This window comes from Streptomyces sp. Ag109_O5-10, from assembly GCF_900105755.1.
Classification (GTDB): domain Bacteria; phylum Actinomycetota; class Actinomycetes; order Streptomycetales; family Streptomycetaceae; genus Streptomyces.
Genome location: NZ_FNTQ01000001.1, coordinates 936,879 through 951,779, shown reverse-complemented (window position 1 = coordinate 951,779; position 14,901 = coordinate 936,879). Strand labels below are relative to the sequence as shown.

Annotated in this window: 13 protein-coding genes; 9 read left to right on the top strand and 4 right to left on the bottom strand. The window is 72.4% G+C overall.

The features are described 5' to 3' along the window. The first annotated feature begins 103 nt into the window (after positions 1 to 103). From BLW82_RS04500 to BLW82_RS04485, 4 genes are all read left to right on the top strand, one after another. Positions 104 to 517 (top strand): TlpA family protein disulfide reductase, encoded by a 414-nt coding sequence (locus tag BLW82_RS04500; protein WP_093497574.1) that lies wholly within the window; start codon positions 104 to 106, stop codon positions 515 to 517. A 208-nt stretch (positions 518 to 725) separates the two neighbouring features. Beyond that, positions 726 to 1,235 (top strand): flavin reductase family protein, encoded by a 510-nt coding sequence (locus tag BLW82_RS04495; RefSeq protein ID WP_093497573.1) that lies wholly within the window; start codon positions 726 to 728, stop codon positions 1,233 to 1,235. 241 nt (positions 1,236 to 1,476) lie between these two features. Then, on the top strand, positions 1,477 to 2,265 hold the full coding sequence (locus tag BLW82_RS04490) for an electron transfer flavoprotein subunit beta/FixA family protein (RefSeq protein ID WP_093497572.1): 789 nt from the start codon (positions 1,477 to 1,479) through the stop codon (positions 2,263 to 2,265). A 52-nt stretch (positions 2,266 to 2,317) separates the two neighbouring features. Beyond that, the gene (locus BLW82_RS04485) at positions 2,318 to 3,280 is read left to right on the top strand and encodes an electron transfer flavoprotein subunit alpha/FixB family protein (protein WP_093497571.1); all 963 of its coding nucleotides are present in this window, start codon (positions 2,318 to 2,320) and stop codon (positions 3,278 to 3,280) included. 77 nt (positions 3,281 to 3,357) lie between these two features. Here BLW82_RS04485 and BLW82_RS04480 read toward each other — a convergent pair whose 3' ends face one another. Continuing rightward, positions 3,358 to 4,320, bottom strand: a complete 963-nt coding sequence (locus tag BLW82_RS04480) for an endonuclease/exonuclease/phosphatase family protein (RefSeq protein WP_093497570.1) — start codon at positions 4,318 to 4,320, stop codon at positions 3,358 to 3,360. A gap of 196 nt (positions 4,321 to 4,516) precedes the next feature. Here BLW82_RS04480 and BLW82_RS04475 point away from each other — a divergent pair, with 196 nt between their 5' ends. Together BLW82_RS04475 and BLW82_RS04470 are read left to right on the top strand one after the other, a co-directional pair. Continuing rightward, positions 4,517 to 5,821 (top strand): DUF6986 family protein, encoded by a 1,305-nt coding sequence (locus BLW82_RS04475; protein ID WP_093497569.1) that lies wholly within the window; start codon positions 4,517 to 4,519, stop codon positions 5,819 to 5,821. A 166-nt stretch (positions 5,822 to 5,987) separates the two neighbouring features. Continuing rightward, positions 5,988 to 7,766, top strand: coding sequence for a serine/threonine-protein kinase (locus BLW82_RS04470; RefSeq protein ID WP_093507852.1), 1,779 nt, complete (start codon positions 5,988 to 5,990; stop codon positions 7,764 to 7,766). On the opposite strand, the gene BLW82_RS04465 is transcribed toward BLW82_RS04470, so the two are convergent. Together BLW82_RS04465 and BLW82_RS04455 are read right to left on the bottom strand one after the other, a co-directional pair. Further along, positions 7,712 to 8,509: a hypothetical protein gene (locus tag BLW82_RS04465; RefSeq protein WP_093497568.1), complete on the bottom strand. Its 798-nt coding sequence runs from the start codon at positions 8,507 to 8,509 to the stop codon at positions 7,712 to 7,714. The genes BLW82_RS04470 and BLW82_RS04465 overlap by 55 nt on opposite strands. A gap of 189 nt (positions 8,510 to 8,698) precedes the next feature. Continuing rightward, a complete protein-coding gene (locus BLW82_RS04455) occupies positions 8,699 to 9,784 on the bottom strand; it encodes a LacI family DNA-binding transcriptional regulator (protein WP_177232832.1) in 1,086 nt (361 codons plus the stop codon). A 213-nt stretch (positions 9,785 to 9,997) separates the two neighbouring features. Between BLW82_RS04455 and BLW82_RS04450 the strand changes: the two genes are divergently transcribed. Further along, on the top strand, positions 9,998 to 10,951 hold the full coding sequence (locus tag BLW82_RS04450) for an ROK family protein (RefSeq protein ID WP_093497566.1): 954 nt from the start codon (positions 9,998 to 10,000) through the stop codon (positions 10,949 to 10,951). Between the two features lie 101 nt (positions 10,952 to 11,052). Here BLW82_RS04450 and BLW82_RS04445 read toward each other — a convergent pair whose 3' ends face one another. Continuing rightward, on the bottom strand, positions 11,053 to 13,071 hold the full coding sequence (locus tag BLW82_RS04445) for an NPCBM/NEW2 domain-containing protein (protein ID WP_177232831.1): 2,019 nt from the start codon (positions 13,069 to 13,071) through the stop codon (positions 11,053 to 11,055). Between the two features lie 255 nt (positions 13,072 to 13,326). Here BLW82_RS04445 and BLW82_RS04440 point away from each other — a divergent pair, with 255 nt between their 5' ends. Together BLW82_RS04440 and BLW82_RS04435 are read left to right on the top strand one after the other, a co-directional pair. Further along, the gene (locus BLW82_RS04440) at positions 13,327 to 13,518 is read left to right on the top strand and encodes a hypothetical protein (protein ID WP_093497564.1); all 192 of its coding nucleotides are present in this window, start codon (positions 13,327 to 13,329) and stop codon (positions 13,516 to 13,518) included. Between the two features lie 144 nt (positions 13,519 to 13,662). Further along, on the top strand, positions 13,663 to 14,703 hold the full coding sequence (locus BLW82_RS04435) for an NUDIX hydrolase (RefSeq protein ID WP_093497563.1): 1,041 nt from the start codon (positions 13,663 to 13,665) through the stop codon (positions 14,701 to 14,703). Positions 14,704 to 14,901: the final 198 nt, after the last annotated feature.

Below are 14,901 nucleotides of genomic sequence, written 5' to 3'. Positions count from 1 at the left end.
ACCAAGGATTCCGCCCCGCGGGCCGGCAGGGGAGTCGGGAATCTTTGCAGTCTCGTGAACGCTTTTCCCTTCGGTGAGCCGTCTCGTGGATCCTTGTCCGGTGATGACCGGACTGGTGGTGTGCGTGGCGGTGCTCGCGGCGGCGAGTGTGTACGGAGTGCTGCACAGGCGGCGGAGCGGGAGGGTACGGGTGCGCGGGCGCGACGACGGCAAACGGCTCGGGGCGGCCGAACTCGGCGGCGAACTGGGCGAACGGGCCACGCTGGTGCAGTTCTCCAGTGCCTTCTGCGCCCCCTGCCGGGCCACCCGGCGGGTGCTGGGCGAGGTCGCCGGGATGGTCCCCGGCGTCACCCACGTCGAGATCGACGCCGAGGCCCGCCTGGACCTCGTACGCGAGCTGGAGATCCTCAAGACCCCCACCGTGCTGGTGCTCGACGCGACCGGCCGGGTGGTGCGCCGGGCCACCGGACAGCCCCGCAAGGCGGACGTCATCGCCGCGCTGGGCGAGGCGGTCTGACGGCCATGACGATGACGGTGAGGCACCTCCCATATCGCGGAACGTACTTGACTGGGCGCACCACCTATCGTCAGCCTGACCGTATGCCTCAGGAACTCCTTCTCTTCGGACGGGTCCACGTGGACCTGGCCCGCACCGCGAGCGCGCGCTGTCCGGGCTGTTGAGCAGCCCCGGACCCGACGATCGCCTCCCGCAGAAGGACAACTCCATGACGGCCATACCCGACCTCGGCGCCCTCCGGCTCGCCTCTCCCGACCTGCTCCGCTCCGCCTTCAGGCGGCACGCGGCCGGTGTGGCGGTGATCACCGCACGCGGCGCCCACGGCCCGGTCGGCTTCACCGCCACCTCCCTCACCTCCGTCTCCGCCGAGCCCCCGATGCTCTCCTTCGGCGTCGGTACGGGCGCCTCCAGCTGGCCCGCGATATCCACCGCCGAGCACATCGGCGTCCACATCCTCGGCGAGCACCAGGCGGAGCTCGCGGCCACCTTCGCGCGCAGCGGCGCCGACCGGTTCGGGTCGCCCACCAGCTGGCGGGACGGCCACGAGGGCGTCCCGGTCCTCGACGACGTGCTGGTGTGGCTGGTGTGCCGGGTCGTGGCGCGGGTGCCGGCCGGTGACCACCGGATCGTGCTCGCCGAGGTGCTCGTAGGCGATCCCTCCCGCGCCGGCCGGCCGCTCCTGTATCACCAGGGCGCCTTCAACGGGCTGCGGGACTGATCACGCGCCACCGGTTCCGCGGATCACGTGCCGCTCGTTCTGCGAACGCGTCGAGTTCCGGTTACGCTGCGTTGCGAAGGTCACAGTTCAAAGCGCTTGCTTAGCGGGAACGAACTGGGTGTACTGATGAGTAATATTTCGTTCGGAGCGCGCGGCCGCCCCGACCGGGATGAGCCGCTTGGGGCGCCTATGCTGCCTGCAAGAGGCAGCCCAGAAAAGACGATGCAGTAGGAGAGCCGGCGTGAGCCTGAGGATCGTTGTCACTGTGAAGTACGTGCCCGACGCCACTGGCGACCGGCACTTCGCCGATGACCTGACCGTCGACCGTGACGACGTGGACGGTCTCCTCTCCGAGCTGGACGAGTACGCGGTCGAGCAGGCGCTGCAGATCGCGGAGAACTCGGACGACGACGTCGAGGTCACCGTGCTGACCGTGGGTCCCGAGGACGCCAAGGACGCGCTCCGCAAGGCGCTGTCCATGGGCGCGGACAAGGCGATCCACGTCGAGGACGACGACCTGCACGGCACCGACGCCATCGGCACCTCGCTGGTGCTGGCCAAGGCGATCGAGAAGGCCGGCTTCGACCTGGTGGTCTCCGGCATGGCCTCCACCGACGGCACCGCCGGCATCGTGCCGGCCCTGCTCGCCGAGCGCCTCGGCGTCCCGCAGGTCACCCTGCTCTCCGAGGTCTCGGTCGAGGACGGCACGGTCAAGGGCCGCCGCGACGGCGACGCCGCGAGCGAGCAGCTGGAGGCCTCCCTGCCGGCGGTCGTGTCCGTCACCGACCAGTCGGGTGAGGCGCGTTACCCGTCCTTCAAGGGCATCATGGCCGCCAAGAAGAAGCCGGTTCAGTCCTGGGACCTGTCCGACCTCGACCTCGAGGCGGAGGAGGTCGGCCTGGAGGGTGCCTGGACCGCGGTCCAGGACGCCACCGCGCGTCCGGCCCGCACCGCGGGCACGATCGTCAAGGACGAGGGCGAGGGCGGCAAGCAGCTCGCCGAGTTCCTCGCGGGCCAGAAGTTCATCTGAGCCCCGCACGCGCCGACCGTCCCTCAACTGATCCAAGCAGGAGAGCATTCCCATGGCTGAAGTCCTCGTCTACGTCGACCACGTGGACGGTGCCGTCCGCAAGCCCACCCTGGAGCTGCTGACCCTCGCCCGCCGCATCGGCGAGCCCGTCGCCGTCGCGCTCGGCAACGGCGCCGCCGACACCGCCGCCGCGCTGGCCGAGCACGGCGCGGTCAAGGTCCTCACTCACGACGCGTCCGAGTACGCCGACTACCTGGTCGTCCCGAAGGTCGACGCCCTGCAGGCCGCCGTCGAGGTCGTCTCCCCGGCCGCCGTGCTGGTGCCGTCCTCCGCGGAGGGCAAGGAGATCGCCGCCCGCCTCGCGCTGCGCATCGGCTCCGGCATCATCACCGACGCCGTCGACCTGGAGGCCGGTGACGAGGGTCCGGTGGCCACCCAGTCGGTGTTCGCCGCGTCCTTCACCACCAAGTCCCGCGTCTCCAAGGGCACCCCGGTCATCACGGTCAAGCCCAACAGCGCCGCCGTCGAGGCCGCCCCGGCCGCCGGCGCGGTCGAGGCCCTCGCGGTGACCTTCTCGGACAAGGCGACCGGCACCAAGGTGACCGGCCGTACCCCGCGCGAGTCGACCGGGCGTCCGGAGCTGACCGAGGCCGCGATCGTGGTCTCCGGCGGCCGCGGCGTCAACGGCGCCGAGAACTTCGCGATCATCGAGGCCCTCGCCGACTCCCTCGGCGCGGCCGTCGGTGCCTCGCGTGCCGCCGTCGACGCCGGCTGGTACCCGCACACCAACCAGGTCGGCCAGACCGGCAAGTCCGTCTCCCCGCAGCTGTACATCGCCAACGGCATCTCCGGCGCGATCCAGCACCGCGCGGGCATGCAGACCTCGAAGACCATCGTCGCCGTCAACAAGGACGCCGAGGCCCCGATCTTCGAGCTGGTCGACTTCGGCGTGGTCGGCGACCTCTTCGACGTCGTCCCGCAGCTGACCGAGGAGGTCAAGGCCCGCAAGGGCTGATCACCGCCGCAGGGCAGTCGAGGCCCCCGCGACCGGCACCGGTCGCGGGGGCCTCGTCGTGCGCGAGCGGCCCCGGTTCAGCGCAGGCTCAGCGAGACCTGCACGGGCAGGTGGTCGCTCGGGAACTGGCCGTGCATCGAGAAGGTGTCCATCGTCGCCCGGTGCGTGGTCACGCCCGGCGAGGTCAGGACCCAGTCGATCCGCTCGCCGTCGGGCTTGAGGCGGTGGTAGCCGTGGAAGGTCGCGTACTGCGGGCCGCGGTGCTCCGCCGCGTCCCAGGTGTCGAGGAGCCCCGAGTCCACCAGGGTGTCGTAGGCCCGGTTCTTGTGGGCGTAGGCGTTGAAGTCGCCGGTCACCACCACGGGCAGCCTCCGGTCGAACTCCGCGATCCGCCTGACCAGGAGCGTGGCGCTGCGCTCGCGGGCGTACTGGCTCTTCTGGTCGAAGTGGGTGTTGGCGACGTAGAACTCCCGCCCGTCGTCGGCCAGGTCGCGGAAGCGGACCCAGGTGACGATGCGGGGGAAGGCGGCGCCCCAGGTGTTGGAGCGGATGACCTCCGGGGTGTCGGAGAGCCAGAAGGTGTAGTGCTCCAGCGGTTCCAGGCGCCGCAGGTCGTAGTAGACGGCCGACGACTCGTCGCGGCTGCCGCCCTCGCGGCCGGTGCCGACCCAGTCGTAGTGCGGTCCGAGGTCGCTGTCGATGTTGCGCAGCTGCTGGTAGAGGCCCTCCTGGGTGCCCATGACCTGGGGCTGTGCGCGGCGCAGGAGTTCGGCCATCACCGGGCGGCGGTCGGCCCAGCTGTTGGGCTCGGCGGTGCCGGCGTACCGCAGGTTGAAGGTCATGACGTCGAGCCGGGGGGCCGGCCGCGCCGGTGCCGCGAGGGTGGCGGCCCGGCGGGCCCGCGAGCCGACGGAGGAGGCGGAGGAGGCGGACGAGGCGGACGAGGTGGTGATCGCGGCGCTGGAGAGGGGCACGGTGACCGCTGCGGCCAACAGGGTCTGCAGTCCCAGCCGGCGGGTGACTCGACGCTGGTTCGGCACGACGGCTCCTTCAGGGAGGCACAAGCCGGACGGGCGGGCGTTGAGCAGTGTGATACCCACGGGTGTGACGAGCGTGAACGTGCCCAGACGGGGGCGTGTCGCCCCGTGGACACGGTGTTGACCGCCCGCGAGACGCCCGGATACCTTCATTCAACGGATTGTTGATTCCGTACAGTGGAAAACAGGAGGGTGTGGGATGGGTCAGGGCCGGCAGGAGAAGGTGGAGACGAGCCTCGCGGGCGCCGTCAGTGAGGAGATCAGCGCCTCCCTCGCACCCGTCGACGCCGAACTGGAGCGCCGCTATCCGGGTGATCCGGGGACCCGTCAGCCCGTCCACACCGTGTACGTCCCCGGCGACGCCTTCACGGCCGGCACGATCCGCTCCTGGGGCGACCGGGCCCTCGCCGCCCTCGACGAACACGCCCCCGACGCCGCCGCCTTCGCCGCCGTCCTCGGCCTGCCCGAAGAGCTCGCCGAGCCCGTCCACTCCCGGGTCCGCGCCAAACTGGAGCGGGAGCCGGTGGAAGACCTGCGCGTCGACTTCGAGGACGGCTACGGCCCCCGCCCCGACGCCGAGGAGGACGAGACCGCCGCCCGCGCCGCCCGGCTCATCGCCGAGGCGTACGCCGAGGGCACCGCGGCGCCGTACATGGGCATCCGGATGAAGTGCATGGAGGCACCGGTGCGCGACCGGGGCATCCGCACCCTCGACATCTTCCTCACCGGGCTGATCGCGGCCGGGGGACTGCCCGCCGGGCTCGTGCTCACCCTGCCCAAGGTGACCTACCCCGAACAGGTCACCGCGATGGCCCGGATCCTGGAGGCCTTCGAGAAGATCCACGGGCTGGAGTCCGGCCGGATCGGGTTCGAGATCCAGATCGAGACCAGCCAGTCCATCCTCGCCACCGACGGCACCGCCACCGTCGCCCGGATGATCCAGGCCGCCGAAGGCCGCGCCACCGGGCTCCACTACGGCACCTTCGACTACAGCGCCTGCCTCGGGGTCTCCGCCGCCCACCAGGCGAGCGACCACCCGGCCGCCGACCACGCCAAGGCGGTCATGCAGGTCGCCGCCGCCGGTACGGGCGTACGCGTCTCGGACGGCTCCACCAACGTCCTGCCGGTCGGCCCGACGGCCCGGGTGCACGACGCCTGGCGGCTGCACTACGGCCTCACCCGGCGCGCCCTCGCCCGCGCCTACTACCAGGGCTGGGACATGCACCCCGGACATCTGCCGACCCGGTACGCGGCCGTGTTCGCCTTCTACCGCGAGGGCCTGGAGCAGGCGGCCGCCCGGCTCGCCCGGTACGTCAACCGCGCCGGGGGCGACGTCATGGACGAGCCCGCCACCGCCAAGGCCCTCAGCGGCTACCTGCTGCGCGGCCTGGACTGCGGCGCCCTCGACAACGGCGAGGTGGCCCGGCTGACCGGCCTGACCCGGGCCGACCTGGAGGCCTTCGCGATGCCCAGGCGCGGCGGTCTGACGGCCTCCGGGAAGTAGCGCGTACCGGTCAAGTCACAGCTTTTCCAGCCGACTTGAACTGACCCTGTCACCGACCCGTACTCTGGTGCGCCATTCACGGACGTTCAGGAACGGGGCTGCGGTGTCGGGTTCGTACGGACAGGCTGACGGGACCGGTCGCCTGCTGGCAGGGCGGTACCGGGTCGTGGCCAGGCTCGGGCGCGGTGGCATGGGTGTGGTGTGGCGCGCCGTCGACGAGGTCCTCGGCCGCGAGGTCGCCGTGAAGGAACTGCGCGCCTACACCGACAGCGCCGCACCCGAACTCGCCGACCTGCGGCTGCGAATGCAGCGCGAGGCGCGGGCCGCCGCCCGGGTACGCCACCCCGGGGTGGTCGTCGTGCACGACATAGCCGAGGTCGACGGCCGCCCGCTCATCGTCATGGAACTGGTCGACGGACCCTCCCTGGACGACCTGCTGCGCGAGCGCGGCACGCTCGGGGCGCAGGAGGCCGCCCGCGTCGGCACCGAGGTCATGGACGCCCTGGCCGCGGCCCACCGGGTCGGCGTCCTGCACCGCGACGTCAAGCCCGGCAACATCCTCCTCGACCGCTCGGGCCGGGTCGTCCTCACCGACTTCGGCATCGCCACCATGGCGGATCCCGGCGACGGCTCGGCCACCCAGCTGACCGGCAGCGGCGAACTCGTGGGTTCCCTGGACTATTTGGCGCCCGAGCGGGCCAAGGGCGCGTCCCCCGGCCCGGCCTCCGACATCTGGGCCCTCGGCGCCGCCCTGTACGCGGCCGTGGAGGGCGCCTCGCCGTTCGGCCGTACGTCCACCTTCTCGACGCTCACCGCGATCGTCGACGAGCCCCTCCCGGAGCCCCGCAGGGCCGGCCCGCTCGCGCCCGTGCTCCGGCGCCTGATGGACAAGGTTCCCGATGCCCGCCCGGACGCCGAGGAGGCCTGCGCGCTGCTCCGGGCGGTGGCGCGGGAAACGGTCCCGGACACGCCGACGACGGCCCTGCGGGAGCGCGCGCCCGAGCGGCCGGAGACCGGCGCCGGGTCGGCGGTACCGCCGGAGGAGGGGCCTGACCCGGGAACCGGGCGGGAGGCCGGTGCGGGGGCCGGCGACGGGCGGGTCCGGAAGTCCGCGGAGGGGCCCCTCCCGGAGCACGCCGGACAGCTCGCCCCGGTGCCCGCCGCCGGACTCGCCACGGGAGCCGGCACCCCGGGCGCCGGGCTGGTGCCCGCCCGAGGATTAGCGCCCGCGCCCCTGACCGGCGCCCCGGACGCACCGACGAGACCCGTCCGGCCGGGCCCCACCCGCCGCCGGGCCCGGGTGCTCGTCGTGGTGGCCGTCGCCGTCGTCCTCACGGCGACCGGGCTCACGGTCGCGTTACGGAACGACAGGGGGCAGTCGGCGAGGACGGACGCCGGGCCGTCCGCCCCGGCGCCGGCCGGCGCCTCCAAGAGCGCCCGCGGCACCGGTGCCAGGCACCCGGACGGCGCCGACCCCCTGGGACAGGGCGCGGAGACGGGCGCCGTACCGGCCGGCAGCGCCACGCACGCCGCCGGGGGCGCACCGACCGGACCGGCGGACGGCGCCTCCGCCACACCCTCCGGAGCACAGACCTCCGGCCCCAGCCCCTCCGACACCGCCTCCGCCACCGCGACGGCCACCGCCCCCGCCACCCCCGTCCCGGTCTGCGCGTCCGCGGGAGACGGCACGTACACCTGCCAGGTGAGCAGCGGCGGCGCCAAGGCCTACACCGCCGACGGCGCCAAGGCCGGCAAGGTCCGCCAGGGCGTCCACGCGTTCTCCTGCCAGACCGACCTGGGCCGCCGGGAGACCCATGGCCGGCGGACCAACGTCTGGTGGGCCCGTACCGACGACGACAAGGGCAACACCGGCGTGTACATCAGCGACGTCTACATCGAGGGCGGCACGAACGACGAGCCGCTCCCCGGACTTCCCGTCTGCTGAGCACGCACGTACCGCTCCAGCCCCGACGCGACCGCCCACTTCCGTTCCGCGAACAGCCGGGTGCCCCGCCCGCACAGCGCCGCGTCGGCTCGCGCCCGCGCGCAGAACTGCTCGGGCGTGCCACCGAACAGCTCTCTCAACTCGGCCGACTCCGCCAGGAGTTCGGTGAGCAGGGCGTGCTCGCCTGGGTGACGGCGGGGCGCGCCGGTGCCGTCGTGCAGCACGCCGTGCCGGTTGACGTACGCGTGCACACCGGGGAGCGTCGTGCCGTCCGCGAGGGTGGCGCGGACGGCCGGGGCGGGCAGCCAGGCCCGCCTGAAGTTCCCGTTCGGCAGCGGTACGCCCTCGCTCGCGTCGATCACCTCCAGCTGCCTCCCGTCCAGCCAGAGGACGAACAACTCCCTTACCGCCGAAGGGGACGCGACCGGGGACGCGGAGACGTAGCCGAGGCGGCTGACGTGCGCGGAGACGCCGACGTCGAGGCCGCACACCCGGGCGCGCACCATGGGAATGGCCCCGGTGACACCGAACTCGGCCATCTTGTGCTGGAGCTGGGCGGGTGAGGCGTTGGAGCCGACCGCGAGCACCGGTACCCGGTCCTCGTCGTGCACCAGACGTCCGAGCGGCAGCAGCCGGTCGCCGTCGAGAAGCCCGGAGTCGGCCGGCCAGGCACCGGGGTAGGTCAGCGGACGGTCCCGGGGTGCCTCGTCGAGACCCAGCTCCGCGAGCGTGCGGCCGGTCACGGGCGGCTCGCACCGGCGTGCGGGCGGCAGTCCGTCGTGCGGCTCGGCGCGGCCGGCCTCCGTCCGGTCGCCGGGCGGCTCGGCGCCGCCTGCGTCCGGCCGGTCTTCCCGCGGCTCGCCTCGGTGAAATCCCGGTCGGGGGCCGTGCGGTGGCGCGGTTCCGTGCGCGTCCGGTCCGTCATGCGCGGCTCAGTCCGCCGGGGCCAGTTCGCCCGAGCCGCGCATGATCAGTCTGGTCGGCAGCTCGATGCGCTCGGGTGCCATGAGGGTGCCGTCCAGCTGACGGAAGAGCCGTTCGGCGGCCGTGCGGCCGAGCAGGGCCGCGTCCTGGGCGACGACCGTGAGGCCCGGGTGCAGCAGTTCGGCGAGTTCGATGTCGTCGAAGCCGACGAGCGCGACCGGGCGGGCCTGCTCGGCGAGGACGCGGATCACGGTGACGGTGACCCGGTTGTTGCCGGCGAAGATCGCCGTGATCGGCTCCGGCCCCGAGAGCATCTCCTCGGCGGCCCGGCGCACCCGCTCCGGGTCCGTCACGCCGAGGGAGGTCCACGCGGCCTCGACGGCTATCCCGGCGTCCTCCATCGCCGCCTGGTAGCCGCGCAACCGCTCGGCCGCCGTGTGGATGTGGGGCATGTCGCCGATGAACCCGATCCGGCGGTGGCCGTGCGCGATCAGGTGGGCGACCCCGTCCCGGGCGCCGCCGTAGCTGTCGGAGAGCACCACGTCGGCCTCGATCCTCCCGGCCGGGCGGTCCACGAACACCGTCGCCACGCCCGCCCTGATCTCGGGCTCCAGGTAGCGGTGGTCGTCCCCGGCCGGGATCACCACCAGGCCGTCCACCCGCCGCGCGCACAGCGCGAGCGCCAGCTCCTGCTCCCGCTCCGGGTCCTCGGCGCTGGAGCCGTTGATGAGCAACGCCCCGTGCGCGCGGGCCACTTCCTCCACCGCGCGGCTGAGCGGGCCGTAGAACGGGTCGGCGAGATCCTCCAGGACCAGGCCGATGCTCGCGGTACGGCCCTTGCGCAGCACCCGCGCGCTGTCGTTGCGGCGGAAGCCCAGCGCGTCGATCGCCTCCTGGACCCGGCGCTCGGTGTCCGGGGTCACCCCGGGCTCGCCGTTGACCACCCGGGACACCGTCTTGAGGCCCACACCGGCCCGCGCCGCCACGTCCTTCATCGTCGGCCGGGTCCCGTAACGGGAGCCGGGGAGACGGTCTGCGCGGCGGGAGGTCTCGGGCACGATGCGGCGTCCTGTCCTGTCGTCCACGGGATGCATGGGCTCACGGATTGTGTCTGGGCTCCTGGGTTTGTATCAGGGATACACAGACTCGTGGGTTTGTATGAGGATGTGGCGTCGAGCATAGAGCCTGGACAACGTTGTCAGATGCAAGGGAGACTGTCCACCGCAATCTCCGGCCTGCGTCCCCACCGCTTGACCGGCCTGTTGTGTCACTCGGCTACTCATGGTTGACGGGGAGAACTGACTCTGATGCACACCGACCTCGTGGCGGCCCTCGACATCGGCGGCACCAAGATCGCCGGCGCGCTGGTGGACGGTCACGGACGGATCCAGGCGCGCGCCCAGCGCGCGACGCCCGCCCAGCAGGACGGCGAGACGGTCATGGGGGCCGTCGAGGAGGTGGTCGGCGAACTCGCCGGTTCACCGCTGTGGGGGCGCGCCCGCTCGCTCGGGATCGGCAGCGCGGGCCCGGTGGACGCCTCCGCCGGCACCGTGAGCCCGGTCAACGTGCCCGGCTGGCGGGATTATCCGCTCGTCGAGCGGGTGCGGGCGGCCGCCGGCGGGCTGCCGGTCGAGCTGATCGGCGACGGCGTCGCCATCACGGCCGCCGAGCACTGGCAGGGCGCGGCCCGCGGCCACGACAACGCGCTGTGCATGGTGGTCTCGACGGGCGTCGGCGGCGGCCTGGTGCTCGGCGGCAGGCTGCACCCCGGCCCGACCGGCAACGCCGGCCACATCGGCCACATCAGCGTCGACCTCGACGGGGACCCCTGCCCCTGCGGGTCGCGCGGCTGTGTCGAGCGCATCGCGAGCGGCCCCAACATCGCCCGGCGCGCGCTGGAGGGCGGCTGGCTGCCCGGTCCGGACGGCGACACCTCGGCGGCGGCGGTGGCGGCCGCGGCCCGGGCCGGCGACCCCGTCGCGGTGGCCTCCTTCGAGCGGGCCGCGCAGGCGCTCGCGGCGGGGATCGCGGCCACCGCGACCCTGGTCGAGATCGACATCGCGGTGATCGGCGGGGGCGTCGGCAAGGCGGGGGACATCCTCTTGACGCCCCTGCGCAAGGCCCTCACCGACTACGCGACGCTCTCCTTCGTCCAGCGCCTCACGGTCGTACCGGCCCAGATGGGCACGGACGCGGGCCTGGTGGGTGCCGCCGCGGCCGCGCTGGCCGCGAGGCCGGACGCGGAGGCGGCGGGGGTCTGACGGCGGTCCGACGGCTTTCGTCGGGCCCTGCAGGAACGTTCAGGTCCGGTCGGCCGGGGTTCAGGCCCGGCCGACCGGACCGGGGACGGACGCGCGGGCACTCAGCAGGTGATGCGCGCGTTCGCCCAGTCCCCGTGGTCGGAGGTGATGCCGTCACCGCCGTCGGTGACGACGAGACGGACCACCTCGGCGCCGGTCACGTCCGCGGTGAGCGGCTGGGCGGCCATGTCGGTGGTGAGCACGCCGGTCGAGGCGACCTCGGTGCCGTCCGCCCAGACCTCGAAGGAGACGGTGCCGTTGGCCGCTTCCTCGTCGTCCACCCCGACGTCCGCGGTGACCTTCTCGCACGCCTTCCCGGTGTAGTAGTCGACCTCGCTCTGCGCGTGGGTGCCGAGCCCCTTGGCGTACACCACCCCGCCGACGGTGATCGGATGTCCGTCGCCCGCGGCGGTCTCCCCGTTGCTCATGTCGCGCTCCACCGGTCCCCAGCCGTTGCTCGTCGACAGCCAGGGCAGGTCGCTGAGGTAGGAGCTTCCGGCCGGCGGTGGGTCCGCGACGGTCAGCGTGAGCGTCGCCGCGCTCTCGGCCCGCGTTCCCGTCGGCGACCGGTAACTCGCCTTCAGGGTGAGGTCGTACGCCCCCCTCGGTGTCCCTTCGGGTGCGCTCACCTTCCAACTGGTGCGCAGGGCACGGCCGGTCGTCAGCGCGGGGGCCTTCGTCGGCGAGGTCGCCCGGACGGTCCAGCCCGCGGGGCCGGTGAGGGACACCGAGACCTTCCCGGCCGCGGTACGGCCGAGGTCGGTGACCGACGTGGTGAGCGCGGACGTGCTGCCCGGCTCGGTGAACGGGCTGCCGTCCAGACCCAGTTCGACGGCCGGCGGGTTGGCTGCCCAGTGCCGGTCGGCCGCGACCCGCACCAGGACCGTGCCGTGCGCCGGGACCAGTGCGGAGATGGTGCCCGCGGTGTTGTAGCTCCGGTGCTGCCACAGGTCGCGCAGGGTGTAGGCGGGGGCCTTCGGCAGGCCGACGGCCCCCGCCGAGGTCGCGATGCGCCGGGGTGAGCCGGACTCGTTGAACAGGGCGACCGCGCGGCTGCCGTCCGCCATCTCCTTGGCGACGACCCAACGCCCGTCCTCCGTGGAGACCACCGTGCCCTGCTTGCCGAGCGGGTCCTGGTCGACGGCGATGACCTCCTTGTTGTCCAGGATGTCGAAGGTCGCAGGAGACGCCTTGCGCAGGTCGGTCCCGATGAGCAGCGGGGCGGCCATGACCGACCACATCGAGAAGTGCGAGCGGTACTCGGTGTCGGTCATCCCGCCGTTGCCGACCTCCAGCATGTCCGGGTCGTTCCAGTGCCCGGGGCCCGCGTACGGCGCGAGCGGCAGGTTCTGCTTCAGGATCGACACCATCGAGCCCCAGCTGTCGCTGATGTCCCCGGTGGTCCGCCACAGCTGGCCGACGTCGGCGGCCCACTCCCAGGGCTTGTTCTCGCCCCATTCACAGATGCTGAGGACGATGGGGCGGCCGGTCGCCCGGAGCGCGTCGCGCATGGTGGTGTACCGCTGTCTTGCGTCCACACCCTGGTTGTTGCAGTTGTCGTACTTGAGGTAGTCGACGCCCCAGTCGGCGAACTGCTGCGCGTCGCTGTACTCGTGCCCGAGGCCGCCCGGGAAGCCGGCCTCGTTGCAGGTCTTGGTGCCGGCGCTGGTGTAGATGCCGAGCTTGAGGCCTTTGCCGTGCACGTAGTCGGCCACGGCCTTGATGCCGTCCGGGAACCGGGCGGGGTCCGGGACCAGCTTGCCGTCGGCGTCCCGTTCGGGCAGCGCCCAGCAGTCGTCGAGGTTGACGTACCGGTAGCCGGCGGCCTTGAGGCCCTTCGCCACGAAGAGGTCGGCGATGCCCTTCACCATGGCCTCGTCGAAGTCCGCGCCGCAGTGCGTGGAGTTCCAGTTGTTGAAACCCATCGGCGGGGTGAGCGCGAGGCCGTCGGCCGGGGCGGGAGAGGTGGGCTTCGGGGCGGCGACGGCGGGTGCGGCGAGGCCCGCCGTACACAGCAGGGCCGCGGCCAGTGCTCCGATCACTTTTCGGCGGGTCGTGCGGGTGTGAGGGTGACGCGTCATTACGTTCCTCCGACTCGCGCATGGTGCGATGACGCCATGTACGCGTCATTGCTCTGTGCGATTACGTTAGAACCCGTCTGACTGTGTTGGAAAGGGAGCGGTGATGATGATTCGATGTTTCGTCGGGAGCCGGCTCGGCCCGGACCTGCTCGGCCCGGATGGTCCGATGTCCAGCCGGTGACCGCCGGGGCTTACCGCTTGCTCCCCTCGCGGGTAAGCCCGTGACCCCCGGCCGTCGGCGCAGTTGAGACGGGCATGAAGAAGCGCAGCATGCTCGCCATCGCCAGCCTGGCCACCGGATTCGTCGTGGCCGCCATCACCCCGTCCCACGCGGCCGACGACGGCCCGCTCGGCGACCTGTACGTGTCGGATGCCCTGGACCACGTCGGCCATGTCGTCGGCGAGGACAGCTTCCAGACCGACCCGGACTTCCTGGGTCAGGAGTAGCCCGGCGAAGACCGAGGGGACGGCAGTGCCGGTGTTCCGGGCGACGGACACCGGCACCGTCGCTTGCGCGCCCTCAACGGGAACTGGTTTCCGTGGCAGTGTGGAGCGGGCAAGCCACAGGGGCCAACAGAAGAGGGGGAGTCCGTGATCGTCTGGGTCAACGGCGCGTTCGGTGCGGGTAAGACCACCGCCGCACGTGAACTGATCGAACTGATCCCGAACAGCACGCTCTTCGACCCCGAGCTCATCGGCGGGGCGCTGACACACCTGCTGCCGGCCAAGCATCTCGCGGAGGTCGGGGACTTCCAGGATCTGCCGATCTGGCGCCGGCTGGTGATCGACACCGCGGCCGCGCTGCTCGCGGAGCTGGGCGGAACCCTGGTGGTACCGATGACGCTGCTGCGCCAGGAGTATCGCGACGAGATCTTCGGTGGCCTCGCCGCCCGCCGGATCCCGGTCCGGCACCTGTGCCTCACCCCGGCGGAAACGATCCTGCGCGAGCGGATAGCCGGCCGGGCGATCCCGTCCGACCTGCCCGACGGGGAGATGCGGATCCGCCAGTGGTCGTACGACCAGATCGAGCCCTACCGCACCGCCCTCGCCTCCTGGATCAGTGCCGACGCGCATCTCGTCGACAGCAGCGCGCTCAGCCCGTACGAGACGGCGGTGCGGGTGGCGGAGGCGGTGGGCAGTGGCGAAGCCGCGGTATGTGACATAGTGCAAACCCCCGAACCCACCGCCGAGACCGTCGCCGCCGGCGTCCTCCTCTTCGACGAGCACAACCGGTTCCTCCTCGTGGACCCCACCTACAAGGCCGGCTGGGAGTTCCCGGGCGGTGTCGTCGAGCCCGGTGAGGCCCCCGCCCGGGCGGGCGTGCGGGAGGTCGAGGAGGAGACCGGGATACGGCTGGAGGAGCTGCCGGGGCTGCTCGTCGTCGACTGGGAGCAGCCCGCGCCGCCCCGCTACGGCGGCCTGCGCCTGCTCTTCGACGGCGGCCGGCTCGACTCCGCCGAGGCGCGGCGGCTGGTGCTGCCGGGGCCGGAGCTGCGGGACTGGCGGTTCGTCACCGAGCAGGAGGCCGCCGACCTGCTGCCCCCGGTGCGTTACGAGCGGCTGCGCTGGGCTCTGCGGGCCCGCGAACGCGGAGCCGCGTTCTATCTGGAGGCCGGTGTCCCGGTCGGTTGACATTCCCTGAGAGTCCGTCAAGTTGCTGCCGCACCAGTGAGGTTGGCGGGGACTTTGGCATTTCGGGGGCGTGTGTAGGGGATTTTGCGCGGGGGGGAAGGTTCCTGGGGGGAAACGAGGGTGAATTGTCGCCGTCCCGGTATGAACAAGAACGTGATGCAGGTACACAGACGTTCTACCGTCGGTGCGCAGCTCAAC